The sequence below is a fragment of the Ruegeria sp. CG8 genome (assembly GCF_056537165.1).
This window is the reverse complement of record NZ_JBQFRA010000004.1, coordinates 46,898-72,342: the sequence shown is the minus strand read 5'-3', so window position 1 is coordinate 72,342 and position 25,445 is coordinate 46,898. Positions and strand designations below refer to the sequence as shown.

Genomic DNA, 25,445 nt, shown 5'->3' with positions numbered 1-25,445 from the left:
ACTGCGCATTCTGGCGCTACGACTTCAGCGTTGCAGGTTCAGCATCAGCCGGCCAAATCCGGCCGGCGGCGTAGTGATCCCGGCCATTTGCATTGCCTGAAATGCCATCGCCTGATTTGAAGTGACAACGGGCTTGCCAACAGTTTTTTCAAGCCGGTCGATGATTTCCACGCTGCGCATGTCCGTACAGGACAAAACCAACACCTCGGCCTCGGGGCAGTCTGCAGCCAATCCCAGGTCAAACACTGCCTGTGGGGTCAGAGCTCCTTGGCCGTAATTGTCCAGCTGGCCTGCTACTTCGGACCGCGACACGGTTGAAATGCCCGTCTCGACCAAGAACCGGATTGCCAAGTCATTGATGTCTGCGACATAGGGAGAGGCGAAGCCGATGCGTGTCGCCCCCAGCGTACGCAGCGCATGCACCAGGGCGCCCGCGGCCGTAACGGTCTGCGCCCCGCTGCTGGTCCTGATACGGTCGGCAAGTTCGCGATCGAAGGCCGGGCCATGGGTCAGCGTTGCCGAGGTACACCCGTAAAGAATGACATCCGGCCGGACACCGAGCAAAAACCTGAGCGGCTCATCCAGATCGGCGGCGCCAAGACCGTGCATTTGGGCTGCATCGGGGATTTCTTCCTGATCATAGCCACCCATCCGGGCAAAGTGCAGTGAAACGCCCTCGGGCCGTAGCATCGTCATGTCGGGTTCGAGATTGGTGTTCGTGAACGGCACGAGAATGCCGAAACGGGACCGGCCTCTGGATGGGTGGAAATTTGGCTGTGTCATGGCTGAAGCTCCTCGGCCCGATGTTCCAGAACCGCGGCCATGAGTTCGAGGTCGGCAGTCTGACCGATGGTGGCACGTAGGCAATTGGCCAGTCCCGCGCTGGATTGCGGTCTCAGGAATATGCCTTTTTCCCGTAGGGCTTTGTCGGCTCTGGTCGCGGTGGATTGGTCCGCAAAGCGGATCAGCAGAAAGTTGGTATGGCTTTTGGGAACGTCGTACCCGGCGGACCGAAGGCGATTGGCAAACCGGTCGCGCAGCTCGGCCGTGAGGTCACATGTCTCGAGCATGTAGTCCTGATCGTTCAGAGCGGCCAAGGCGGCGGCCTGTCCGCACACCGACACATTGTTTGGGTTCATCACCTTGCGTATCTGGACCGCGATCTGCGGTGGGAACAGGCCCCAGCCCACGCGAAATCCGGCCAGCCCGTAGGCCTTGGACAGAGTTCGAAGAACGACCGTGTCCCCCCGCGCGACAAGGTCGAACATCGGCTCGTTCAAATCATCGGCGAACTCGCCATAGGCCTCGTCGATCACAAGCAGGGTGTTGTCCCGCAACCCCTCCCGAAGCCGCAGCAGATCGCGGCGGCAGATACGGGTGCCTGTCGGGTTGCCGGGATTGGCTACAAATACCACCCTAGTATCCTGCTGCACGGCTGCCAGAAGCGCGTCGACGGATACGAATCCGTCCACCTCGGCGGCGGTGTCGAAACGGGCGCGAGCCAACTGAGCCACGGTACGAAAAAACGGGTATGCGTTCGCAGGGGCAAGAACGGCGGCGTCTAGTCCGGCAAAGGCAAGCGCCAGACCCGCAATCAACTCCATCGACCCGTTCCCGCACAACACACCTTGCCCGGGCAGATTATGAAGCTCGGCCAGTCGCGCACGCAATGCCGTCCAGTCTGGGTCCGGGTAGAGGTGCCCGTTTGCGGCCGCCTCGGCGACGGCCTGTCCGACCAAGGGACTCGGCGGGCGCAGGCTTTCGTTCTGCGACAGCGACACAAGGCGCTGTCCTGCCGGCGGATCCAGCTGAGCCAACGCGTAAGGTGACATGGCAGCGACATGGGAAACGGGACGGATCATGGCTTTACTCCATAGACATGCTGCGCGGCCCGGGCGCTCACAAGCTCGTCCCGCACATCCTGTCGAACAGCCAAGGGTGACCTTTCATCGGGTGGCCCAAATCCGCCGCCGCCCGGAGTTTGGAAGATCAGCGTTTCGCCGCCGCCAATTCGCACCTCGCCCTTGCCCGGCAAGTCCGGGCCGTCGGGGCCGAGACGGATGCGACCGGGCGCGCCCGCCAGTCCGCCGTGCCGTCCCTTGGCTGGGTTTGCGATGCGTTCGACCGAAAGGAACAGCATAAAATCCTCGCCGGTGGAGGAGCGTATTTCGATGTTCTGCCCCAATCCGCCGCGGAGGCGACCGGGGCCACCGCTGTCCTGGCGCAATTCGCGACGCGTGATCAGGACAGGCGCGACAGCCTCGGTTGTCTCGATCTGGCTGCCCCAGACACCCGAGGGGAAGGCCGTCGCCGACAGGCCATCCAGGCTTGGCCTTGCGCCGGTTCCGCCGCTGAACACCAATTCCAGAGCAAACTGCGTGCCACCGCGGGAAACCGCCTCGGGTGCGTGGCGCAGAGGCAGGTCGTACATGCATGATGCGCCTTCGGCCGGCACGGCGCCCGGCAGAGCCTGCGACAGGCAGCCATAGACCAGATCCGGGGTCATCTGTCCCAACGTATGGCGCATGGCCACCGGAGCGGGTGGCTGCGCATTCAGGATGCAATCCGCCGGTCCCGTCACGTGGAATGGCGCCAAAGAGCCTGCGTTGTTGGGGATGTCTGGGCCGATGATGCAGCGCAGGGCAAATACCGTATAGGCCGTTGCATAGTTGAGCGGCACGTTGATGCCTTTGCGCGACAGGCCCGATGTGCCCGAAAAGTCGACCAGAACCCGGTCATCCTTGATGGTCAGGGCTGCGTGCAAATCGATCTCGCACTCGTATCCATCGACGGTCAGCACATTGTGCCACGTGCCCTTCGGCAGCGCCGAAATGGCCTCGATCGTGCCGCGGCGCGAGGTTTCGATGATGTAATCGGCCAGACTGTCCAGAGTATCGATGCCAAACTCGACCATCATGTCGGCCAGACGCGCTGCGCCCGTTTCGCAGCATGCGATCAATGCGTAGATGTCGCCCTCGTTGGCGATGGGCTCGCGCGAGTTGGCTTTGACGATATCCATCAGCAGCGCGTTCAACTGACCTTGGTCGACCAGTTTGCACGGCGGGATTCGAAGCCCCTCATCAAAGATATCCGAGCCTTCGGGACCCATGCCCAAACCGCCAAGGTCGACCAGATGCGAGGTGCAGGCCGTAAACCCAACCACATTGCCACGATGAAAAACCGGCATCATCAGCAGGAAATCGTTCAAATGGCCGGATGCGATCCAAGGATCATTGGTCAGAAAAATATCGCCCGGCTTCATTTCGGAGCTGGAGTATCGCCCGCACAGGGTCTCAACCGCTTCGGCCATCGTGTTGATGTGGCCCGGCGTTCCGGTAACGGCCTGGGCCAACATACGGCCGCGTACATCAAAAATGCCGGCGGATATGTCGCCGCATTCACGAACGATCGGAGAAAAGGCGGCGCGGATCAGCGCCTGGCCCTGTTCTTCGACCACCGCTAGCAGCCGGTTCCACATGACCTGCAGGCGGGTATTCGTCGTGTTCATTCGGCGTCCTCCAGTATCCGGTTGAGCCAGAGATTGCCGCCGCCATCGACGCTGGCCTGAAAATCCGCGCTGACGAATGTGGTGGTTTGAGGCTCGGTAATCAGCGCCGGTCCGCGCAAGCTATCGCCGGGTTCAAGCCCGGATCGATCGTAGATACCGGCGTCGCACCAATGCCCGCTGACATCACAGAGAATGCGTCGATGGCCGCACGGGCGCACCGTGCGCTGGTGGACTGCGTCAGGAACCCGGCTGAGGGCAGGAGCGGGCGACGACACCTCGACGGACCAGTTGAGAACCTCGATCGCCATTCCCGGTACCGCGCGGCGGAACAACCGGCTGTACTCGGATTCGAAATCCCGGCGCAGGGTTTCGATGTCTGCAGGCCCAAGTGCCCGATCCGGAAGCGCGATCTCGATCTCATGACCTTGGCCGTGGTACCGCATGAAAGCCTGTTTTCGGATCGACAACTCGGCTTCAGGTGCACCGGCACGGACCACGGCCAGCGCCTCGGCTGTCATTTCGTCAAAAAAGGCGTTGAGGCCGTCGAGATCCGGCTGGTCCAGCGTGGCATAGCGCGACCGGACGATTTCGAAGGCGACCGGCGCATACAGAAATCCGACCGCTGACCCCACGCCCGGGTCCTTCGGGATCACGATTTGGTCGACCTGACACCGCCGGGCCACTCGCGTTGCGTGCAATGGCCCATTGCCGCCAAAGGCGATCATCACTCGGGTTGCCAACTCTTTTCCGGACTCGACCGCGTGCATCCGACCTGCGGCGGCCATGCTTTCGTCGACGATTTCGCTGAGACCACGTGCGGCCAGGTCCGGTGGCAGGTCCAGCGCGCTCCCGATTTCCACGGTGATGGCCCGTTCGGCGGCTGCCGTGTCAATCGTCAGGCGGCCTTCGGCAAACCGGCCGGGTTCGATCAGGCCCTGCACCACATCGGCGTCTGTCACGGTCGCCGCCCTGCCGCCATTGCCGAAGGCGGCAGGGCCTGGCTGCGCGCCGGCACTTTCGGGGCCAACCTGCAGGCGACCCAGCCGGTCGACTCTGGCAATCGAGCCGCCGCCTGCGCCGATTTCGATCATCTCGATCACGGGGATGCGCACCGGCATGCCCGAGCCCTTGATGAAGCGCGCGGCCCTTGCGATTTCGAACCTGCGTGCGGTCTGCGGGCGGAAAGCATCAATCAGGCACAGCTTGGCCGTCGTCCCCCCCATGTCAAAGCTGGTTACGGCGCGCGCACCGGTTTCAGCCGCGATCCGCGCGGCAAGGATGGCCCCGCCGGCCGGGCCGGATTCGACCAACCGGATAGGCAGGCGGGCGGCCGTTTCCAGGGTTGTCATGCCACCGCCGGCCGTCATCATGAGAATGGGACAGGTCAGCCCCTCTGCGGCGAAGCGGGATTGGAACTCGGCCAGATACCCTGCCATCTGAGGCTGGATATAGGCGTTGGCGATGGTGGTGCACAGGCGGTCAAATTCGCGCGCCTCGGGGCTGACTTCGTGCGAGAGCGAGATGGCTAGGTCGGGGAGCGCCCTGAGCAACTGGTCCCGCAGGGCAAGCTCGTGCTTTGGGTTGGCATAAGAATGCATCAGGCATACCGCCACGGCCTGGGCGTCGCTATCCTCAATCCGGCGCACCAGATCGCTCATTCCGGCGACATCCAGCGGTGTCAGCTCGTCACCACGTGCATCCATTCGCCCGCCGATCGTGAAGGCACGAGCGCGTGGGACCAGCAGGTCGGGCTTGACCAGATTGATGTCATACTGGCTGTAACGACGTTCATACCCAATCTCGAGTATGTCCCGAAACCCGTCGGTGGTTATTGTAGCAACCGGGGCACCGCGCCGCTCGATCAGGGCATTGGTGGCCAGAGTGGTGCCGTGAATGAACCCGGAAACCTGCGAGAAACCGGCATTGGCGTCATCCAGAACGCGCTTTGCACCAGTCAATGCACCGACGGTTGGGATGTCCGGTGTCGTCGGAGTTTTCGTCGTTGCGAGGATATTGGATTGCCCGTCCATCAGAACGGTATCGGTAAACGTGCCGCCAATATCGACGGCCAGCCGAAGCCCAGCGTGATTGTGCATAAAACGAAGCCATGGGCAGAAGTTTCAGATCGTACCGGGCTGTTGGTTCAGCATCCGGAGACTGCGAAAAAACCCGTCCCTCGTCAGACGACGAGGTCGCAACCGGTTGCCCGGCGGCCTTGGGTATCTTTGGTGCAGTCAATCACGGCTGGGTCACTCTGATTGTCGATCCGATGGAAAAATGCTGCCCATCGCGGGATCACCTGTCAACAGAAATGCGACCGGGTTAGGCGACGTCTCCCTGCAATTGTCGGCTCAGGTTGTCGGCGGCATCCGGGGCATACCGGTCGATCAGGGCACCCAATTCAGGCCGGCAAGACCCGCAATTTGTTCCGGCGCTCAACGCCGCGCCGATAGCGTCGACACTGATCGCTTTCCCGCACGAGATCGCGTCAACGATCGTCTTCAACCCGACGCCAAAACAGGCGCAGATGATCGGTCCGGTGTCCTTGGCATCTGCGGGTGCGCGGCCGGTCAGAAACTGTGCGGGTGGTATGTCCGGCATCGACGCAAGATAGTCCCGCATCAGGGGCAGCGGGCGCGGCGACACGAACAGTGCCGCTTGCAGGCATCCGTTCTGCGACAACGCAATGCGAAATGAACCGCGGGCGGGGTCACCTGCCGTGACCGCGTCCGCATCGGTCAGCGCAAACCATTCGCGGGCGGTTTTTTCCCAATTCAGTATCCGGGCATGATCAGCCAGCTCTGTCCTGTAACCGTTGTCCGTTCGGACCGTCGCCCGGTAAGCGACCGAGGGGATCAGGGGGTTCCTGGAGACTGCAAAGGCGTACCACGCCGCCTGCATGACCGAGATCGAAACGGGTGTTGCCTTGCTTTCGGGTTGTCCGGAAATCGGATCAGTAGTGCCGGGAACCAGCATGTCCACCCGGCCCGAAGGGGCCGTTTCCGCAGTCCAATGGATGGGAGCAAAGACGTGACCGATGCGAACATCTTGGGTGATGCGCGCGCGAAAAATGCCCCGCCCAGCGGGACTGGTGACCTCGACAAGGTCTGCGCTGGATATCCCCTCGCGGGCGGCGTCCTGGGGATGAATGTCCACAAACGGCTCGGCAAGATGGGCGGACAGGCGGGCTGAAAGACCGGTCCGGGTCATGGTGTGCCATTGATCCCGTGTGCGTCCGGTGTTCATCACAAAGGGATATTGCTGTCCGGGTAGGGCTGCCGGAGGTCGATGGGCAACGGGAACGATCCGGGCCTTCCTGTCGGAGTGAAAGAAGTGTCCGTCACCAAAAAATCTCCCACCTGCACGCCTGCGACCCAATGGCCAGCGGGTGGGTTCCAGTTCGGCATAGCCTTCCTCGTCAATTTCGGAGAAGCCCGAAATGTCGAAGTCTTTCCCGAACCGCGCGGCGATTTGGGACATGGCGGCGTATTCACGGAGTATCTCGGCCGGTGAAGCGTAGTCGAACGCGGTTTTCCATCCCATGCGGCGGCCAACTTCGGCCAGGATGTCCCAATCCGGACGCGCTTGGCCCGGTGGCCGCAGAACGGCGCGTTGCCGGCTGATGGTTCGGTCGGAATTCGTGACCGTTCCGTTCTTTTCGGCCCACCCGGCGGCAGGCAGCACGACGTCGGCCAGACGTGCCGTATCGGTGTGCAACGTCAGGTCACTGACGACCGTGAACGGGCAGGCGGCGATTGCGCGGCTGACCCTGTCAACTTCGGGCATGGTTGCCGCCGGGTTGGTGTGGATGATCCAAAGGGCCTTGATCTGCCCATCTTCGACCGCGCGGAACATGTCCACGGCCTTCAGCCCCGGAGACTGCGGTATTGAAGGGGATTGCCAAAACGCCTGAACCGCGGCGCGATGATCGGCGTTTTCGATGTCCAGATGGCAAGCCAGCGTGTTGGCCAGACCACCCACTTCGCGCCCACCCATCGCGTTGGGTTGGCCGGTGACCGAGAACGGGCCCATTCCCGGCCGCCCGATCCGACCGGTGGCCAGATGGCAGTTCAGAATGGCGTTGACTTTGTCGGTCCCGCTGGAAGACTGGTTCACTCCCTGGCTGAAGACCGTCACGACGCGGGGGGTATTGATCCATAGATCGAAAAATGCGGCGAGTTTTTCGGCAGGCAGGCCGGTTTCCGAGATCTGGTCGTTTCCGGCCGTTTCCAGAGCGGCTTCCAGACCCGAGGTTTGCTTGACAAAGCCCGGGTCTACGGCCCCTAGCCGATGAATCTCGGTCAGCAGCCCGTTGAACAGCGCCACGTCGCTGCCCGGATTCAGCGCCAGATGCAGATCGGCCTGATCGCAGCTGGCGGTGCGCCGTGGGTCGATCACCACGATCCGGGTCCCGCGCGCCTGCCGGGCCGCCAGAACCCGCTGATACAGAACCGGGTGGCACCACGCCAGGTTCGACCCTACCAGCACCACCAGATCGGCCTGGTCCAGATCCTCGTAGGTGCCCGGCACGGTGTCGGTGCCAAAGGCCCGCTTGTGCCCGGCCACGGTCGAGGCCATGCACAGCCGCGAATTGGTGTCGATATTGGCCGATCCGATGAAGCCCTTAATCAGCTTGTTGGCCACGTAGTAATCCTCGGTCAGCAACTGCCCCGAGACATAGAAGGCCACGCTGTCGGGACCATGCGCCGCGATCGTTTCGCGGAACCGGTCGGCCACCAGTTGCAGCGCCTCGTCCCAGCCCACGTCCCGGCCAAAGGCGCACGGGGTCAGCAGGCGGTGCTCCAGCCCGACCGTTTCTCCCAAAGCTGTGCCCTTGGAACACAACCGTCCGAAATTCGCCGGGTGGTCCGGGTCGCCCCGCACGGTCAGACCTCCCGCCCCGTCCGGGCGCAGCAGCACGCCGCAGCCCACGCCGCAATAGGCGCAGGTGGATCGCACCTCGGGCAGGTTCGAGCCGTCCATCACGCGGCGCTCCGCTCGGTGACGGCGCGGGCGTCCAGCAGGATGCGCCCGCCCTCCAGCCGAACCGGATAGGTGGTGATCCGGCCTTCATCCGCGCCTTGGGCCTCGCCCGTATTCAGGTCGAACACCCAATTGTGCAGCGGGCAGGTCACCGACTGGCCATGCACGATGCCTTCGGACAGCGGCCCTCCCTTGTGGGGGCAGGCATTGCTGGCCGCGAACAGTTCCGCCTCGGCCGTGCGGAAGATGGCGATGCAGCCAAGACGGGTTTTCACCAGACGGGCGCCCCGCAGCGGCACGTCGTCGATATGTCCGATGTCGATCCAGCTCATTCCGCGGCCTCCAGGGTGAAATCTGCAATCGGGGCATAGCTCGGCACCTTGTCGCGCACATGCTCGGCCCAGGGATCCTTGCGATAGATGCTCTGCGACAGTTCGAACCGCTCGACCAATGCCCGACGGTTTTCGAGGTCGTCGACCACATTGGCCCTGACCCAGTCCATGCCGACCTTGGCCAGCCATTTGTACAACCGGTCCAGATACTTGCCGCCCTCGCGATAGGCCTGGGTGACGGCCATCACAACCTCGATCGCCTCGTCCTCGGTCGGGACCTGGCAGAGCAGCTCGGTTTCCTTGACGTCCATCCCGGCCGCCCCGCCGATACCGATCTGATAGCCCGAGTCCACGCAGACTACGCCGATATCCTTGCAGGTCGCCTCGGCACAGTTGCGCGGGCAACCCGAGACCGCGAGCTTGAGCTTGTGCGGTGTCCACGAGCCCCACAGGATCTGTTCCAGCTTGATGCCAAGGCCGGTGCTGTCCTGGGTTCCGAAGCGGCAGTGATCGGTGCCGACACAGGTTTTGACCGTACGCAAACCCTTGGAATAAGCGTGCCCCGAGACCAGGCCGGCCTTGTTCAGGTCGGCCCAGATGGCGGGCAGGTCCTCGCCCTTGACGCCCAGCAGGTCGATGCGCTGACCGCCGGTGACCTTGACGGTGGGCACGTCAAATTTCTCGGCCGCGTCGGCGATGGCGCGCAGCTCGGCCGGGTTGGTGATGCCGCCCCACATGCGGGGCACGACGCTGAAGGTGCCGTCCTTCTGGATGTTGGCGTGTTTGCGTTCGTTGACGAACCGGCTTTGCGGGTCATCACGGTATTCCAGCGGCCAGTCGGCCAGCAGATAATAGTTGATCGCCGGCCGGCAGACATGGCAGCCATTGGGCGTTTCCCAGCCCAGCTCCTGCCAGACTGCGGCCTGGCTTTTCAGCTCTTGCGCCTTGATCAGGCGGCGCACGTCCTCGTGGGTCAGGTCAGTGCACCCGCAGATCGGTTGCGCCGCCGGCATCTGGAACTCATCGCCAAGCGTGACCCGCAGGACCTGTTCGACCAGACCCGTGCACGTTCCGCAGGATGCGCTGGCCTTGGTGCTGGCGCGCACGGCGGCCAGATCGGTGGCCCCGGCGGCGATCGCCTCGACGATGGTGCCCTTGCATACGCCGTTGCAGCCGCAGATCTCCGCCTCAGGCGGCAATGCTGCAACGGCTGAGAGAGGGTCCGCGGTGTCGCCCCCCTGGTAGGCCGGGCCAAAGATCAGCGTGTCACGCATCTCGTCGATGTCGGTGCCGTCCTTGATCAGGCCGAAAAACCAGCTGCCATCGGCGGTGTCGCCATACATGACCGCGCCGATCAGGCGGTCGTCTTCGATCACCAGCCGCTTGTAGACCCCGCGCGCCGGATCGCGGAACACGATGTCCTCGCGTCCCTCGCCCTCGGCGAAGTCTCCGGCGCTGAACAGATCGCAGCCGGTGACCTTCAGCTTGGTGGCCAGTTCCTTGACCACGAAGGCATCGGGCTGGCCCAGCAGGGTATTGGCCACGACCTTGGCCTGATCGTAAAGCGGCGCCACCAGGCCGAACAGGTGGCCGTCGAATTCGACGCATTCGCCCACGGCCAGCACATCCGGATCCGAGCTCTGCATCTGCGCGTTCACCTCGATCCCGCGGGCCACGTCCAGCCCGGCATCGGTGGCCAGCCGGGTTTCGGGGCGGATGCCGACGGCCATCACCACCAGATCGGCGGGCAGCGTCTCGCCGCTTTCCAGCAGCACCGCCTCGGCACGCCCTTCGCCCAGAATGGCCTTGGTCGAGGCCTGGGTCCGCACGGTGATCCCCCGCCTTTCCAGATCCTTGCGCAGCAGGTATCCGGCGGCCTCGTCCAGCTGCCGTTCCATCAGGTGGCCCATCAGGTGCACCACGGTGACGGTCATGCCGCGCTCGGCCAGCCCCGCCGCGGCCTCGAGCCCCAGAAGCCCGCCGCCGATAACCACCGCGTTGCCACCCTTGGCGGCCGCGTCGATCATCGCGTTGGTGTCGTCCAGATCGCGATAGGTGATGACGCCGGGCAGGTCCTTGCCCGGAACCGGAATGATGAACGGGGCCGAGCCGGTGGCGATCAGCAGCTTGTCATAGGGCACATGACCGTTTTCGCCCTCGACCACTTTAATCTCGCGGTCGATCTTCACCACATGCTCGCCAAAGCGGCAGGAGATGCCCCGCTGCGCGTACCAGTCGCCGTCATGGGTGACGATGTCCTCATAGGTCTTCTCGCCCGACAGAACCGGGCTGAGCATGATGCGGTTGTAGTTTCCGCGCGGTTCAGCGTTGAACAGGGTGATGTCGAACGCATCGGGCGCGATCTCGGTCAGATGTTCCAGCACGCGGCCCGACGCCATCCCGGCACCGATCACGACAAGTTTCTGTTTCATGGGGTCACTCCGCTGCAATGGCCTTGGGGGCGGGCGATTTCGGCTTGGCGCCGTGTTCGTATTCTTCGAGGAAATCCAGCACTTCCTGCCGGTAGGCGTAATAGTCGGGATGTTCGAGCAACGCCTTGCGGGTGCGCGGGCGGGGCAGGTCCACGCGGGTGATCTTGCCGATCGTGGCCTGCGGGCCGTTGGTCATCATCACCACCCGGTCGGCCAGCAGGATCGCCTCGTCCACGTCATGGGTGACGCAGATCGCGGTGACCTTGGTGCGCGACCAGACCTCCATCAGCACCTCCTGCAGCTCCCAGCGGGTCAGGCTGTCGAGCATCCCGAAAGGTTCATCCAGCAGCAGCAGCTTGGGCGACAGGGCAAAGGCGCGGGCGATGCCGACGCGCTGTCTCATGCCGTTTGACAGGTCGCTGGCCTGCTTGTCCATCGCATCGGCCAGACCGACGCGTTCCAGGTAGTATTCCACCACGTCCTGCCGCTCGGCCTGGCTGGCGTTCGGATAGACCTTGTCGACCCCGATCGCCACGTTCTCTTTCGCGGACAGCCACGGGAACAGGTTGGGCGACTGGAACACCACCGCGCGTTCAGGGTCGGCGCCTTCGACGTGGCGGCCATCCAGCTTGATCGCGCCCTTGGAAATCTCGTTCAGCCCCGCCGCCATGGTCAGCACCGTGGATTTGCCACAGCCCGAATGGCCGATCAGCGAGATGAACTCGCCCTTGTCGATCTTCAGGTCGAAATCCTCGACCACGGTCAGCGGCCCCTTGGGCGTGGGATAGACCTTGTGCAGTTGCGAGAAATCTAAAAAACGGCTGTCGATCATGCCCTTCTGTGCCTCGGTCACGGCGGCGGGCACGCCGTGGATCGGCGTGACCTCGGGCAGGATGCGGGTGCCTTCGACCTTGGCCTCGATCCCCACATCCATCAGGTATTTGGTGACCTCGGCGCGCAGGCGCTTGAAGGTTTCATCGGTGTTCATCGCCGCCCGGTCGCGCGGGCGCGGGATCGTGACGCGGAACTCCTGCCCCAGCGTGCCGTCGGGGTTCAGGGCGATGATCCGGTCGGCCAGGATGATTGCCTCGTCCACGTCATTGGTGATCAGCACGCAGGTCTTGCGGTCAGCTTCCCAGATGCGCTCGATCTCGTCGGCCAGGTTGGCGCGGGTCAGCGCGTCCAGCGCCGACAACGGCTCGTCCAGCAACAAGACCTCGGGGTTCATAGCCAGCGCCCGGGCCACGTTGACCCGCTGGCGCATCCCCCCCGACAATTCGGCCGGCCGGCGCGACGCCGCGTGGCTGAGGCCGACCATCTTGACGAAATGGGCTACCTTCGCGGCCTTCTCGGCCTTGGGCAGGCCCGGAAAGACCGTATCGACCGCCAGCCCGACATTGCCGCTGACCGTCAGCCACGGCATCAGCGAGTAGTTCTGAAAGATCACGCCGCGTTCCGGCCCCGGCCCCTTGATCGGCGCGCCCTTGAAGGTGACCTGCCCGCGGCTAGGCATGTCCAGCCCGGCCATCAGGTTGATCAGCGTGGTCTTGCCGGTGCCGGAAAAGCCCAGGATCACCAGGAACTCGCCCTCCTGCACCTGCAGGTCGATGCCGTTCAGAACATCGGTGCGCCCGGTGCCTTCACCGAAGGATTTCGAGACGTTTTCGAAGCTGAGGATGCTCATCACACTCACCGGTTGTTGGTAAAGGTAAACAGGGACTGCAGCGCGTACATCACCCGGTCCAGCAGGAAGCCGATGATGCCGATGGTGAAGACTGCCACCATGATCCGGGCCAGCGAGCTGGACGAGCCGTTCTGGAACTCGTCCCAGACGAATTTGCCCAGGCCCGGGTTCTGCGCCAACATCTCGGCCGCGATCAGAACCATCCAGCCCACGCCCAGCGACAGGCGCAGGCCGGTGAAGATCAGCGGCAGCGCCGAGGGCAGCACCAGCTTGGTGATCTTGGTCCAGGTGTTCATCTTCAGAACCTTGGACACGTTCACCAGATCCTTGTCGATCGAGGCCACGCCCAACGAGGTGTTGATCAGCGTGGGCCACAGCGAACACAGCGTCACCGTGATGGCCGAGATCAGGAAGGATTTCGCGAACCAGCCGTCATTGGTGACATAGACGGCCGAGACGATCATCGTCACGATCGGCAGCCAGGCCAGCGGCGATACAGGTTTGAACACCTGGATCAGCGGGTTCAGCGCCGCGTTTGCGGTGGGCGACAGCCCCGCCGCGATGCCCAGCGGCACCGCCACGACCGTGGCGATCAGGAACCCGAAGAACACGGTTTTGATCGAGGTCCAGATCTGCTGGTAGTAAGACGGCGCGCCGGTATAGGCGACCTGCTTGACCTCGTCTGCGCGGCCGGCCTCGATTAGCTTCTGGTTCCGCTTTTCGACCATCGCCTCGAACTTGGCGCGTTTGGCGGCCTTGGCCTGAGCGTCCTGATTCAGGTTGACCATTTCCTCCCAGACCTGCGCCGGGCCGGGCACCGCCCCAAGCGAGGTCTGTACCTTGGGGGCCAGCGTCGCCCACAGCAGCAGGAAGGCGCAAATCGACAGGATCGGTACGATCAGCAGCCGCCAGATCTCGGCCATCTGGGCGCGGGGATTGTCGCCGGCGGCGGCCTTCAGAACCGGGGTGGCCCAGCTGAGGCCCAGCACCTGGAACCATTTGTCGGCGGCGTTGATGCGGGTGAATAGACGGGCGCGGCGCGCGTCCCGTGCGGCGTCTGCGTTGAATTCCGGATCGACCGTTGTCATCTGATGCGTCCTTGCGATGGCGGGGCGTTTCAGGGGTCCTGCCCGACCGCAGCCGGGCAGGGCGGTTCGGGGTCAGCCTTGGATTTCGGTCCCGACGACCTTCTGGTCGCCCTTCAGGCCGATCGGCAGGCTTTCGAGATAGGCGTTCGGCGCGCGGCCATCGAAGGGAATGCCGTCGATGATGTCCTCGGCTGGGGTGGGCGCCTTGTAGCCGTCGCTGTCCCAGGGGAAATCGGCCTCGTCCGCCAGGCCTTCTTCGACCAGAAGGCGCGCGGCCTGCAGATAGATCTCGGGCTTGTAGACCGACTTGGCGACCTCGTCATACCAGCTGTCTGCCTTGGCTTCGGGGATCTGCCCCCAGCGGCGCATCTGGGTCAGGTACCAGACCGCGTCGGAATAGAACGGATAGGTCGCGTTGTAGCGGAAGAACACGTTGAAATCGGGCACCTCGCGCTTGTCGCCCTTTTCGTATTCGAACGTGCCGGTCATCGAGTTGGCGATCACCTCGTAATCGGCCCCTACATATTCCGGGCGGCTGAGGATCTCGACCGCCTCGGGACGGTTGGCATTGTCGTTCTCGTCCAGCCACATCGCCGCACGGATCAGCGCCTTGGTCACGGCCAAGGTAGTGTTCGGGTATTCCTCGGCGAATTCGGCGGTGATGCCGAACACCTTTTCAGGGTTGTTCTTCCACAGCTCGTAGTCGGTGATGACCGGAACGCCGATGCCCTTGAACACCGCCTGCTGGTTCCAAGGCTCGCCCACGCAATAGCCATGGATCGTGCCGGCCTCGAGCGTCGCGGGCATCTGCGGTGGCGGGGTGACCGACAGGAACACGTCCGCGCCGATCTGACCGGTCACGTTTTCAGGGCTGTAATAGCCCGGGTTCAGCCCCCCGGCGGCCAGCCAGTAGCGCAGTTCGTAATTGTGGGTCGAAACCGGGAACACCATGCCCATGTTGAAAGGCTTGCCCTCGGCCTTGTACTTCTCGACCACCGGAGCCAGTGCCTCGGCGCTGATCGGATGCTGCGGGCGGCCGTCGTCCATCACCGGGATGTTGGGTTTCATCTCCGCCCAGACCTCGTTGGATACCGTGATGCCGTTGCCGTTCAGGTCCATCGAGAAGGGCGTGATGATATGCGCCTCGGTTCCATAACCAATGGTCGCCGCCAGCGGTTGACCGGCCAGCATATGCGCACCGTCCAGCTGGCCGCCGATCACGCCGTCCAGCAGAACCTTCCAGTTGGCCTGCGCCTCGAGCGTCACGAACAGGCCCTCGTCCAGGAAATACCCCTGCTCATAGGCAACGGCCAGCGGCGCCATGTCGGTCAGCTTGATGAAGCCGAAGGTCAGTTCGTCCTTTTCCAGCTCCAGCATTTCTGCGGTGGCCGGCGCAACAAGGGCTGTCGTCGCAACAAGACTCAGAATGAGTTTTTTCATCTTTGTTCCTTTCGGTCCGGCCCAAACCGGGCTGGGTGGCGACCCGAGCAACGTTCGGGCCAAAAAAAAGCCGCCGACACACACCGCCGGAAGGAGAAGGCGGTTGGTCGAGCGGCTTTGCTCAGAAGTTTTGCCCAAGACATCGGGCGAATTCCTACGGTGGGCGACGTTGCCTGCCGTTGTCCTGATAAAGGCACCGGTGAGCAGATGAGTCATCCGAAATTGACGGCCATCAGGTGAAAATTCTGCAACGCAGCATAATTTGACGCTGCAGTGCAAAAAAATTAGGCGCACTTACTGGGAAGGCTCAAAAATCCGACTGTCGAAAAAGACGTTTTGCGGCAACATCAACTTTCCACCCGGGCCGGACACTAGCGTCGGGTCGTTGCCGGCACCCTCGGGCTTTTCAGAATCGGCGGGCATGACAACACCGATTCCCTGCAGCTCGCGCCGATACAGGTCACTTTGGAACACATCGGCTGCCGTACGCTCGGCATCTGACGGATCCAGTCCATATCTTCGCGCCATGTGGTGCGCGATCCATTTGGCCTGACTGCGCCACGGAAAACCCGTCGCGCCTTCATGAAAAGTGACAAAACGGTCGACCTGACGCTGGTCGCCGCGCGCTGAAATCGCAAATTGGCCGGTCAATGCCCGGTCGACCAGGTCCGCGGGAACATCAAGATAGAGCCTTTGCGCCAGCATCTCCGACGCCGTGGTCAGGCTTTCGGAATTTGAAAGCCATCGGCCCGCCCGCCAGATCGCCCGCAGCAGCGCGCCCGTCAGATGTGGTTCCGTCTGTGCCCAATCCGTTCGCACGGCCAGTACCTTTTCCGGGGCACAGGACCAGATCGCGTTCCCCGGCAGCAGAAGCGCACCCACCCGGTCATCGACGGAAAACGACCCCCAGGGCTCACCCACGCAGAAAGCATCGATCTCACCGGCGGCCAGGGCCTGGGCCATCAACGGTGGGGGAACGGTGCGGATCTCAACCTGGGTCGAGGCGAGTTCCGTGCCGCTGACCCAATATCGCAGCAGTTCCACATGCATGGAAAACGGAAACGGAACCCCGAATGTCAGCGTTTCACCGGCCGCCTTTGCCAAGGCCGCTCCGGCCGCAAAAGCATCGCTGAAATCGAAGGCATAGCCATTTTCGCGCAGCCGCGCCTCCAGTTGGCGGCCAACGCCGATCACGTTTCCATTTACCGACAGGACCGATACGGCCGAAAGGGGCGTGACGATCCCCCCAAGCCCCAGCGCCATGGCCACCGGGACAGGGGACAGCAGATGCGCCGCATCAACATGTCCGAAGGCCAGCATGTCCCGCAACGAGGACCAGGACGGGGCAGGGCGCAGGTCCAAAGAGATGCCTTCGGCCTGATCATATCCCATCTCGTGCGCCACGATCAGGGGGGCTGCATCGACCAACGGCATATAGGCCGCTCGGAGCGAGACCGCCCTCATGACAACAGCCCCGAAGCGGTCACCAATGCCTCGGCCACATCGGCCACCCGGCGGTTCTGATTCATGGCGGTCTTGCGCAGCAGGGCATAAGCTTCATCTTCCTGAATGCCCTTTGCTTTCATCAACAGCCCTTTCGCGCGGTCGATCACCTTGCGCTCTTCCAATGCGCGTCTCGTTTCGGCCAACTCGGTCCGCATTTGGCGCAGTACTTGGAAACGGGCGATGGCGGTGTCGATGATGGGCTTGACCCTTTCGGGATGCAGACCGTCGACGACATAGGCCGAGACACCTGCTTCGACCGCAGCTTTGGACAGGCCGCCTGCAGCCCCGGATACGAACATGGCAACCGGCCGCTCCATCGGGCCGGAGGCGGTTGTCAGTTCTTCAAGCATGTCCCGAGATGGATTGTCGATGTCGATCAGAACGACATCGGGATTGTGGACAGCAATCTTGCGCGGCAATTCAGACACGCCATCGATCACGTGCGCCTCGACGCTCCCCGCCGCTTTCAGGGCCTCGAGGATCGCATCGGCGCGGTCCGGGTTCTGTTCGACAACAACAACGGTCAACGTTTGGTTCATAACATCGAACTGACCAAGCAGGCAGGGCGAGGCAATGCCACCCTCGGAGCGCTGCGCTCAATTCTCTGGAAAGCGCCTATCCAGATGGCAGATCGTGCGCAGATGCCAAATAATTCAGCACGTTGCTGCCCCGGACATATTTGGAGATACGACCAACCAACAAAAAAGGCGCCGCAGGGCGCCTTGTTTTATTGGTCGGAGTGAGAGGATTCGAACCTCCGACCCCTGCCTCCCGAAGACAGTGCTCTACCAGGCTGAGCTACACTCCGACCGTGGCGCGTGATCTATACCCAGTGGATTTGATGCGCAAGAGGGATTCTGTGTGCTTTTTGTCCGAACTGGCTCTGCCGCTTGGACCCGCAGGAATTGGCCGGTCAGGGCAGGGCCTCGGTTTGATAGAGGCGGATCTTCGTGCCGCCATGATCGACGATCGGACCCGGAGGCAGCAACGGCAAGCGGGTGGCGCGCGCCAGGGACTGGTTGCTGGTGACTATGCCGACACGCCAGCCGGAAAACCTGGACATCATCACCTTGCCAAAGCTGCCATACAGCGACCGCAGGCGTTTTTCATCGCCGATGCGTGCCCCATACGGTGGGTTGACGATGACCAAGCCCGGCCCGCCCATGGGCGGTTTCAGGTCAGCGACTGCGCGTTTTTGGAATTGTGTAGCGCCGTCCACCCCGGCGCGGCTGGCATTCGCCTGCGCGGCCGCGATCGCCCCGTCATTCCGGTCCGAGCCATGGAACACGGTATCTGTCTGCGTCGCGACCCAGTCGGCGCGGAGTTCTGCCCAAGCCTTGGGATCGAATCCGGCAAAGTCCTGAAAAGCAAAGGCTCTGGCGCGGCCGGGCGGCAGGACCATCGCGATCTGCGCGGCTTCGATCACGAAAGTGCCCGAGCCGCACATCGGGTCCAGTACCGGCTCCGATCCGTCAAAGCCGCAATTGCGCAGAAACATCGCCGCCATCGTTTCGCGCATGGGAGCCTTGGCGACCGCTTCCTTGTGCCCGCGCTTGTGCAGCGCCTCTCCGGAACTGTCGAGGGAAAGTGTGCAGATGTCTTTCTCGATTCGCAGCAAAACACGGACCGTCGCCTCGGACGAGATCGGAGCCCCCAACGTGTCAGAGATCGCGCCTTCAATCCGTTGCCGTGCGGCGCCGGCATGATAGATGCGGGATTTTCGACTGGTGGCCTCAACCCGAACCGGGACGTCGGGTTTCAGAAAATCTCCCCACGGAAACTTTCGTGCCCGCTTGTCCAACTGAGCCAGATGCACAGCCGGGAACGAACCCACCCGAACCAACACCTTGTTGGCCCCGCGCAACTGGAGATTGGCACGCCAGACCTCGCGCAGGTTGCCACGAACCGTGACACCTCCGGGTGCAAGTCGGGCCTCAGCGAATCCGGCCTCCTGCGCTTCGGCGAGGAGGGGAGCCTCCAGACCGGGTGTCGCGACCAGAAAAATCTCAAGATCGGTATTCTCCATTCCGGCTGCTTATATCAGCAGGGCCATCCGTGCGACACGAAATTTCCTACCAAGTTTTTGGTACTCCGCCCGTGGTTTCGGGTAAAAATAGCTACACGACGCGCGATTTGGGCGGTAACAGGTTTGCGTTTGGCCGCTTCGCCGCGTAAAGGGGCCGTAATCAGAGAGACGCCCGCGGATTTCGGCCGGTCCTCGTCGTTTTTACGACGGGCTTGACGAAACTCCGCGCTATTCAGTGCCCAAAGCAAAGGGCCCTGTATGACGGGCGCAAGAAAAAGGCTTGGAAGAACGTAGCGACATGCAAACTTTCAAACTGAAAAAGGGACTGGACCTTCCGATCGAGGGATCGCCTGAACAGGTCATTCAGCCAGGGCCAGCATATTCTTCGGTTGGCGTGCTGGGTGGAGACTATATCGGGCTCAAACCACGGATGCTGGTGCAGGAAGGGGACACTGTCCAGCGCGGCACGCCGCTGTTCTGCCACAAGGACGCGCCCGAGGCGATGATGGTGGCGCCGCTGACCGGCAAGGTCGTGGCCATCAACCGCGGCGCGCGGCGCGTGTTGCAGAGCGTCGTCATCGAAGTGTCGGACCCCAACGACCCCGGCGTCGATTTCTCGGGCGTGGGCGATGCCGAGACCGCGCAGGGCCTCACCGCCAAGCTGTGCGCCGCCGGCCTGTGGACCGCGTTCCGCACGCGGCCCTATTCCAAGATGCCGCAGCCGGGCACCGCGCCCGCCGCGATTTTCGTCACCGCCATGGACAGCGAGCCGCTGGCTGCCGATGCCGCGCTAATCATCAATGACGCGGCCGAGGCCTTTGCCGCCGGTCTGGCCGCCGTGGCCAAGCTGACCGAAGGCAAGACCTATCTGTGCCAGAAGGATGGCGACACGATCCCCGGCGCCGATCTGCCGGGCGTCGAGGCTGCGGCCTTCAGCGGCCCCCATCCGGCGGGCCTGGCCGGGACGCATATCCATTTCCTCGAACCCGTGACCGCCGCGAAAACCGTCTGGACCATCGGCTATCAGGACGTGATCGCCATCGGGCGGCTGCTGCAGTCGGGCCATCTGGACCCGAACGTTGTGGTGGCCCTGACCGGCCCCGGCGCGCGTCAGCCGCGTCTGATCCGCACCGTCATGGGGGCCTCGACCGAGGATCTGACCCGCGACGAGATAAATGTCGACGGCGAGGCCCGCGTCATTTCCGGCTCGGTCCTGTCGGGGCGTCACGCCACCGGGCCGTTCGCTTATCTGGGACGCTTCGCGCGCCAGATCTGCATCATCCGCGAGGATCACGACCAGATCCCGATGGGCTGGATCCGTCCGATGCCGTCGAAATACGCGGTGCAGCCGGTTCTGGGTTCGGCCTTTGCCAAAAAGCTGTTCGCCTTCACGTCGAACCTGAACGGTGGCCGCCGCGCCATGGTGCCCACCGGTACCTTCGAAGAGCTCATGCCGCAGGATTACCTGCCGACGCAACTGCTGCGGGCGCTGTTGGTGATGGATACCGACACGGCGCAGGCCCTGGGCGCGCTGGAGCTGGATGAAGAGGATTTGGGCCTTGTGGGTTTTGCCTGTCCGGCCAAGTATGAATACGGGCTGGCGCTGCGCGACTGCCTGACCAAGATTGAAAAGGAGGGCTGATCCACATGGGTTTGCGCAGCTTCTTTGACCGGATCGAGCCGAACTTCACCAAGGGCGGCAAGTACGAGAAGTTCTTCCCCATCTACGAGATGGTGGAAAGCTTCATCTACACTCCGAAAACCGTAACATCCGTGGCACCGCACGCGCGGTCCTACGTGGATATGAAGCGGATCATGACCTATGTCGTGATCGCCACCATCCCCTGCATCCTGTGGGGCATGTACAATACCGGGTTCCAGGCCAACTCGGCCATCGCGACTCTGGGCCCGGAGTCGGCAACCGGTTGGCGCATCGCCGTCCTGCAGGCCTTGGGCATTTCTCTGGACCCGTCCAGCATCTTTGCCAACGTGATGCACGGGCTGATGTATTTCCTGCCGATCTACATAGTCACGCTGGTCGCGGGCGGCACCTTCGAGGTGATTTTCGCCACCGTGCGCGGGCATGAAGTGAACGAGGGCTTTCTCGTCACCTCGATGCTGTATACGCTGATCATGCCGGCCACCGCGCCGCTGTGGCAGGTGGCGCTGGGGATCATCTTTGGTGTGGTCATCGGCAAGGAAGTGTTCGGGGGCACCGGCAAGAACTTCCTCAACCCCGCGCTGGTGGGGCGCGCCTTCCTGTATTTCGCCTATCCCGCATCCATGTCGGGCGACGCGGTCTGGACCCCGGTCGACGGCTTTTCCGGCGCGACCGCGCTGGCCGTTTCGGCCGCTGACGGCTATCAGGCGCTGGCGGCCGAGGGCATCACATGGTGGAACGCCTTCTTCGGCTCGATCCAGGGCAGCTTTGGTGAGACATCGACCCTGGCATGCATGATCGGGCTGGCCTTCCTGCTGATGACCAAGATTGCCAACTACCGCCTGATCGTGGGCTGTCTGGCAGGGACCATCGGCTTTACCCTGCTGCTGAACCTGATCGGATCGGACACCAACCCGATGTTCGCGATGCCTTGGTACTGGCACGTCGTGCTGGGCGGTTATGCGTTCGGCCTGGCCTTCATGGTGACCGAGCCGGTTTCGGCCAGCCACACCAATATGGGCCGCTATATCTACGGCGCGCTGATCGGGGTCATGGTCGTGATGATCCGGGTGGTGAACCCGGCCTTCCCAGAAGGCATGATGCTGGCCATCCTGTTCGGCAACGTCTTTGCGCCGCTGATCGACCATTTCGTCGTTCAGGCGAACATCAAACGGAGGGCGCGTCGCCATGTCTGATACGCAATCCCCTGAACCCAAAGGCGCCATCGCCCGGTTCCTGGCGGCCTCGCCGGACTCGGTTGGCAAGACGATCTTCATCGCGGTCGCCGTGTGCCTGGTTGCTTCGATGATCGTGTCGGCCGCGGCGGTCAGCCTGCGCCCGGTGCAAGAGGCCAACAAGCTCAAGGACAAGCAGATCAACGTTCTGCAGGTCGCGGGGGTCTATGAGCCGGGCATCGACGTGGCCGAGGCTTTTGCCGCTTTCGAACCGCATGTGCTGGAACTGGCGACGGGTGAATTCGTCGACGACCAGTTCGACCCGGCCACGTTCGACGACATTGCCGCCGCTAGTGACCCCGAGTTGAGCGAGCCGCTTGCCGACGACCCTGCCGGCATCGGCCGCAAGGCAAAATACCGCGTGATCTACCTGCTGCGCGACGAAAACGGCGCGTTGGACAAGGTGATCCTGCCGGTCCACGGCTATGGGCTGTGGTCCACGCTCTATGGCTTCATCGCGCTCGAAGCGAATGGCAACGACATCTACGGGCTGCAATTCTATCAGCACGGCGAAACGCCGGGCCTGGGGGCCGAGGTGGACAACCCGCGCTGGAAAGCCCTTTGGAGCGGCAAGAAGCTGCGCGACGATGCGGGTGATCTGCAGATCACGGTCGCCAAGACCATGCCCGCCGCAGGGCCCGACTTTTATATCGATGCGCTGGCTGGCGCGACCCTGACGACGGTCGGCGTCGACAACCTGGTGAAATTCTGGATGGGAGACGCGGGCTATGCTCCGTTCCTGGCCAAGCTGCAAGCAGGAGAGATCTGATGTCACAGACCAAGAAAGATCTGCTGGTCGACCCGCTTGTCGACAACAACCCGATCACGCTGCAGGTGTTGGGCATTTGCTCGGCGCTGGCGGTAACTTCGTCGCTGCAGGTGGCCTTCGTGATGTCGCTGGCGGTGATGTTCGTGACGGCGTTTTCGTCCTTCTTCATCTCATGCCTGCGCAACCAGATCCCTGGCTCGATCCGGATCATCGTACAGATGGTCATCATCGCGTCTCTGGTGATCCTGGTCGACCAGATCCTCAAGGCCTATGCCTTCGAGATCTCGAAGACGCTGTCGGTTTTCGTGGGCCTCATCATCACCAACTGCATCGTGATGGGCCGGGCCGAGGCCTTTGCCATGAAGAACCCGCCCGTGGCGTCCTTCATCGACGGCTTGGGCAACGGCATGGGTTATGGCCTGATACTGATGCTGGTCGGCGTCATCCGCGAGCTGTTCGGCTCGGGCTCTCTGTTCGGGGTGACCATTCTGGAAACCGTGAACAATGGCGGCTGGTACGTCCCCAACGGCTTGCTGCTGCTACCGCCGTCGGCCTTTTTTATCATCGGCCTGATCATCTGGGCCTTCCGCACGTGGAAGCCGAACCAGGTCGAGGAACGTGAATACAAGATCCAGCAGGTAGAGGCGCACTGATGGAAGGTCTCATCTCACTGGCCGTAAAGGCCATCTTCGTCGAAAACCTCGCGCTCAGCTTTTTCCTGGGCATGTGTACCTTCATCGCCGTGTCGAAAAAAATCTCGACGGCGCTGGGGCTTGGGATCTCGGTCATGGTCGTGCAGGCCATCACCGTTCCGGCCAACAACCTGTTACTGAACTACCTGCTCAAGCCGGGTGCGCTGGCGTGGGCCGGGTTCCCGGATGTGGACCTGACCTTTCTCGGCCTGATTTCATATATCGGCGTGATCGCCGCGATGGTGCAGATCCTCGAGATGGTTTTGGACAAGTATTTCCCGCCGCTCTACAACGCGCTGGGGATCTTCCTGCCGCTGATCACGGTGAACTGCGCCATCCTGGGCGGCTCGCTGTTCATGGTCGAGCGCGACTACAACTTTGCCGAGGCGGCAACCTATGGCCTGTCCTCCGGCTTTGGTTGGGCGCTTGCGATCACCGCGATGGCGGGCGTGCGCGAAAAACTGAAATATTCCGACATTCCGGACGGACTGCAGGGCCTCGGCATCACCTTCATCACCGCAGGTCTGATGGCGATGGCCTTCATGTCCTTCTCGGGCGTCAAACTGTAAAGGGGCAGGGGCATGGAAACTTTCTCGCTCGGCGTTGTCCTTTTCACCCTGATCGTTCTGGCCCTGGTCGCGCTTATCATGGCGGCCCGGTCTCGGCTGGTTTCATCGGGCAACGTCAACATCACCATCAACGGTGAGAAAACCATTTCGGTTCCTGCCGGCGGCAAGCTGCTGCAGACGCTGGCAGCCGAAAAGCTGTTCGTTCCGTCGGCCTGTGGCGGCGGCGGTACCTGCGCGCAGTGCCGGGTGCGAGTGCTGGAGGGCGGCGGGTCGATCCTGCCGACCGAAGAAAGCCACATCACCAAGCGCGAGGCCACCTGCGGTGACCGCCTGTCGTGCCAGGTGGCCGTCAAACAGGACATGAAGATCGAAGTTCCCGAAGAAGTCTTTGGCGTCAAGAAATGGGAATGCACCGTCCGGTCGAATGACAACGTGGCGACCTTCATCAAGGAACTGGTGCTGGAACTTCCCGAAGGCGAGGATGTGAATTTCCGCGCGGGCGGGTACATCCAGATCGCCGCCCCGGCTCACAAGGTCGACTACAGCGATTTCGACGTCGCCGAGGAATACCGTGAGGATTGGGACAAGTTCAACCTGTGGCAGTACAAATCCACGGTTACCGAACCGATCGAGCGCGCCTATTCGATGGCCAACTACCCCAACGAAAAAGGCATCATCATGCTCAACGTGCGGATCGCCTCGCCCCCGCCGGGGTCCGAAGGCATTCCGCCCGGGCAGATGTCGTCCTACATCTTCAACCTGAAGCCGGGTGACAAGGTTACGATCTCGGGTCCGTTCGGCGAGTTCTTCGCGCGCGACACCGACAAGGAGATGGTGTTCGTCGGTGGTGGCGCAGGTATGGCCCCGATGCGCAGCCACATCTTCGACCAGCTCAAGCGTCTGAACACCAAACGCAAGATCACCTTCTGGTATGGTGCGCGGTCGCGCCGCGAGATGTTCTATGTTGAAGATTTCGACCAGCTGGCCGCCGAGAACGAAAATTTCGAGTGGCACGTTGCTTTGTCCGACCCGCAACCGGGCGACGATTGGGATGGCTACACAGGGTTCATCCACAACGTTCTGTTCGAGGAATACCTCAAGAACCACCCGGCACCCGAAGACTGCGAATTCTACATGTGCGGTCCGCCAATCATGAACCAGTCAGTCATCAACATGCTGCTGGATCTGGGTGTTGATCGCGAAGACATCATGCTGGACGACTTTGGCGGTTAAGAAAAAAACCGGCGCTAAATTGCGCCGGTTTCATTTTGTAGCATCAAGACCCAAAACGCCGCGTATTGCCGTTGGTGGTTCAACGCGGTTGCTCCGCACGCAGCGTTCTACCAACGCCAACGTCCGGTCGGCTCGACGTCGATGCCAAAGACCCCGTAGCCGGGGAAACCGCCGCCTTTGACGGCTGTCCAAAAATCCCAGCCAGATCACGTATCGCAACAGGAAATAGGCCCAGGCCCTGAGCCCACCCGACGAGAACGTGCTGCATTCCCCATCGCAATCAGCGCG

The 25,445-nt window shown here is 62.5% G+C and carries 19 protein-coding genes and 1 tRNA gene; 6 read left to right on the top strand and 14 right to left on the bottom strand.

Annotated features, from left to right (window positions below; translation table 11 throughout):
• Window positions 1-24: 24 nt before the first annotated feature.
• From ACR0EF_RS13465 to ACR0EF_RS13400, 14 genes are all read right to left on the bottom strand, one after another.
• Window positions 25-783, bottom strand: a complete 759-nt coding sequence (locus tag ACR0EF_RS13465) for a maleate cis-trans isomerase family protein (protein WP_170372539.1) — start codon at window positions 781-783, stop codon at window positions 25-27.
• Window positions 780-1,862 carry a pyridoxal phosphate-dependent aminotransferase gene (locus ACR0EF_RS13460; protein ID WP_170372541.1) on the bottom strand — a complete coding sequence of 361 codons (1,083 nt, stop codon included), beginning with the start codon at window positions 1,860-1,862 and terminating at the stop codon, window positions 780-782. Before ACR0EF_RS13460 ends, ACR0EF_RS13465 begins: the two co-directional genes overlap by 4 nt.
• Window positions 1,859-3,508, bottom strand: a complete 1,650-nt coding sequence (locus ACR0EF_RS13455) for a hydantoinase B/oxoprolinase family protein (protein ID WP_170372543.1) — start codon at window positions 3,506-3,508, stop codon at window positions 1,859-1,861. The genes ACR0EF_RS13460 and ACR0EF_RS13455 overlap by 4 nt, the downstream gene beginning before the upstream one ends.
• Window positions 3,505-5,604, bottom strand: coding sequence for a hydantoinase/oxoprolinase family protein (locus ACR0EF_RS13450; RefSeq protein WP_170372545.1), 2,100 nt, complete (start codon window positions 5,602-5,604; stop codon window positions 3,505-3,507). Before ACR0EF_RS13450 ends, ACR0EF_RS13455 begins: the two co-directional genes overlap by 4 nt.
• A gap of 226 nt (window positions 5,605-5,830) precedes the next feature.
• The gene (locus tag ACR0EF_RS13445) at window positions 5,831-8,491 is read right to left on the bottom strand and encodes a nitrate reductase (protein ID WP_170372547.1); all 2,661 of its coding nucleotides are present in this window, start codon (window positions 8,489-8,491) and stop codon (window positions 5,831-5,833) included.
• Window positions 8,491-8,823 (bottom strand): nitrite reductase small subunit NirD, encoded by a 333-nt coding sequence (nirD, locus tag ACR0EF_RS13440; protein ID WP_093963084.1) that lies wholly within the window; start codon window positions 8,821-8,823, stop codon window positions 8,491-8,493. Before nirD ends, ACR0EF_RS13445 begins: the two co-directional genes overlap by 1 nt.
• Complete coding sequence (gene nirB / locus ACR0EF_RS13435) at window positions 8,820-11,255, bottom strand: nitrite reductase large subunit NirB (protein WP_170372549.1); 2,436 nt, start codon at window positions 11,253-11,255, stop codon at window positions 8,820-8,822. Before nirB ends, nirD begins: the two co-directional genes overlap by 4 nt.
• A 4-nt stretch (window positions 11,256-11,259) precedes the next feature.
• Window positions 11,260-12,939 (bottom strand): ABC transporter ATP-binding protein, encoded by a 1,680-nt coding sequence (locus tag ACR0EF_RS13430; RefSeq protein WP_170341417.1) that lies wholly within the window; start codon window positions 12,937-12,939, stop codon window positions 11,260-11,262.
• A 5-nt stretch (window positions 12,940-12,944) separates the two neighbouring features.
• Window positions 12,945-14,027, bottom strand: a complete 1,083-nt coding sequence (locus tag ACR0EF_RS13425; RefSeq protein WP_068345377.1) for an ABC transporter permease — start codon at window positions 14,025-14,027, stop codon at window positions 12,945-12,947.
• A 72-nt stretch (window positions 14,028-14,099) separates the two neighbouring features.
• The gene (locus ACR0EF_RS13420) at window positions 14,100-15,467 is read right to left on the bottom strand and encodes a CmpA/NrtA family ABC transporter substrate-binding protein (protein WP_170365868.1); all 1,368 of its coding nucleotides are present in this window, start codon (window positions 15,465-15,467) and stop codon (window positions 14,100-14,102) included.
• Window positions 15,468-15,761: 294 nt separating this feature from the next.
• On the bottom strand, window positions 15,762-16,931 hold the full coding sequence (locus ACR0EF_RS13415) for an ABC transporter substrate-binding protein (protein ID WP_170372551.1): 1,170 nt from the start codon (window positions 16,929-16,931) through the stop codon (window positions 15,762-15,764).
• Complete coding sequence (locus tag ACR0EF_RS13410; protein WP_170341425.1) at window positions 16,928-17,512, bottom strand: ANTAR domain-containing response regulator; 585 nt, start codon at window positions 17,510-17,512, stop codon at window positions 16,928-16,930. Before ACR0EF_RS13410 ends, ACR0EF_RS13415 begins: the two co-directional genes overlap by 4 nt.
• A 192-nt stretch (window positions 17,513-17,704) precedes the next feature.
• Window positions 17,705-17,781: transfer RNA gene (locus ACR0EF_RS13405), tRNA-Pro, on the bottom strand.
• Between the two features lie 105 nt (window positions 17,782-17,886).
• Entirely contained in the window at window positions 17,887-18,999 is a 1,113-nt protein-coding gene (locus tag ACR0EF_RS13400) for a THUMP domain-containing class I SAM-dependent RNA methyltransferase (protein ID WP_170372553.1), read from the bottom strand.
• Between the two features lie 298 nt (window positions 19,000-19,297).
• Here ACR0EF_RS13400 and ACR0EF_RS13395 point away from each other — a divergent pair, with 298 nt between their 5' ends.
• From ACR0EF_RS13395 to nqrF, 6 genes are read left to right on the top strand one after another with little or no spacing between them, the layout of a single operon-like run.
• Entirely contained in the window at window positions 19,298-20,641 is a 1,344-nt protein-coding gene (locus ACR0EF_RS13395) for a Na(+)-translocating NADH-quinone reductase subunit A (RefSeq protein ID WP_170372555.1), read from the top strand.
• Window positions 20,642-20,646: 5 nt separating this feature from the next.
• Window positions 20,647-21,855, top strand: a complete 1,209-nt coding sequence (locus tag ACR0EF_RS13390; RefSeq protein ID WP_170367306.1) for an NADH:ubiquinone reductase (Na(+)-transporting) subunit B — start codon at window positions 20,647-20,649, stop codon at window positions 21,853-21,855.
• The gene (locus tag ACR0EF_RS13385) at window positions 21,848-22,663 is read left to right on the top strand and encodes a Na(+)-translocating NADH-quinone reductase subunit C (RefSeq protein WP_170371665.1); all 816 of its coding nucleotides are present in this window, start codon (window positions 21,848-21,850) and stop codon (window positions 22,661-22,663) included. Before ACR0EF_RS13390 ends, ACR0EF_RS13385 begins: the two co-directional genes overlap by 8 nt.
• Window positions 22,663-23,316 (top strand): NADH:ubiquinone reductase (Na(+)-transporting) subunit D, encoded by a 654-nt coding sequence (locus ACR0EF_RS13380; protein ID WP_170341481.1) that lies wholly within the window; start codon window positions 22,663-22,665, stop codon window positions 23,314-23,316. The genes ACR0EF_RS13385 and ACR0EF_RS13380 overlap by 1 nt, the downstream gene beginning before the upstream one ends.
• Entirely contained in the window at window positions 23,316-23,924 is a 609-nt protein-coding gene (gene nqrE / locus ACR0EF_RS13375) for an NADH:ubiquinone reductase (Na(+)-transporting) subunit E (RefSeq protein ID WP_050603817.1), read from the top strand. The genes ACR0EF_RS13380 and nqrE overlap by 1 nt, the downstream gene beginning before the upstream one ends.
• 12 nt (window positions 23,925-23,936) lie before the next feature.
• On the top strand, window positions 23,937-25,157 hold the full coding sequence (gene nqrF / locus ACR0EF_RS13370; protein ID WP_170341458.1) for an NADH:ubiquinone reductase (Na(+)-transporting) subunit F: 1,221 nt from the start codon (window positions 23,937-23,939) through the stop codon (window positions 25,155-25,157).
• The last annotated feature ends 288 nt before the right edge of the window (window positions 25,158-25,445 follow it).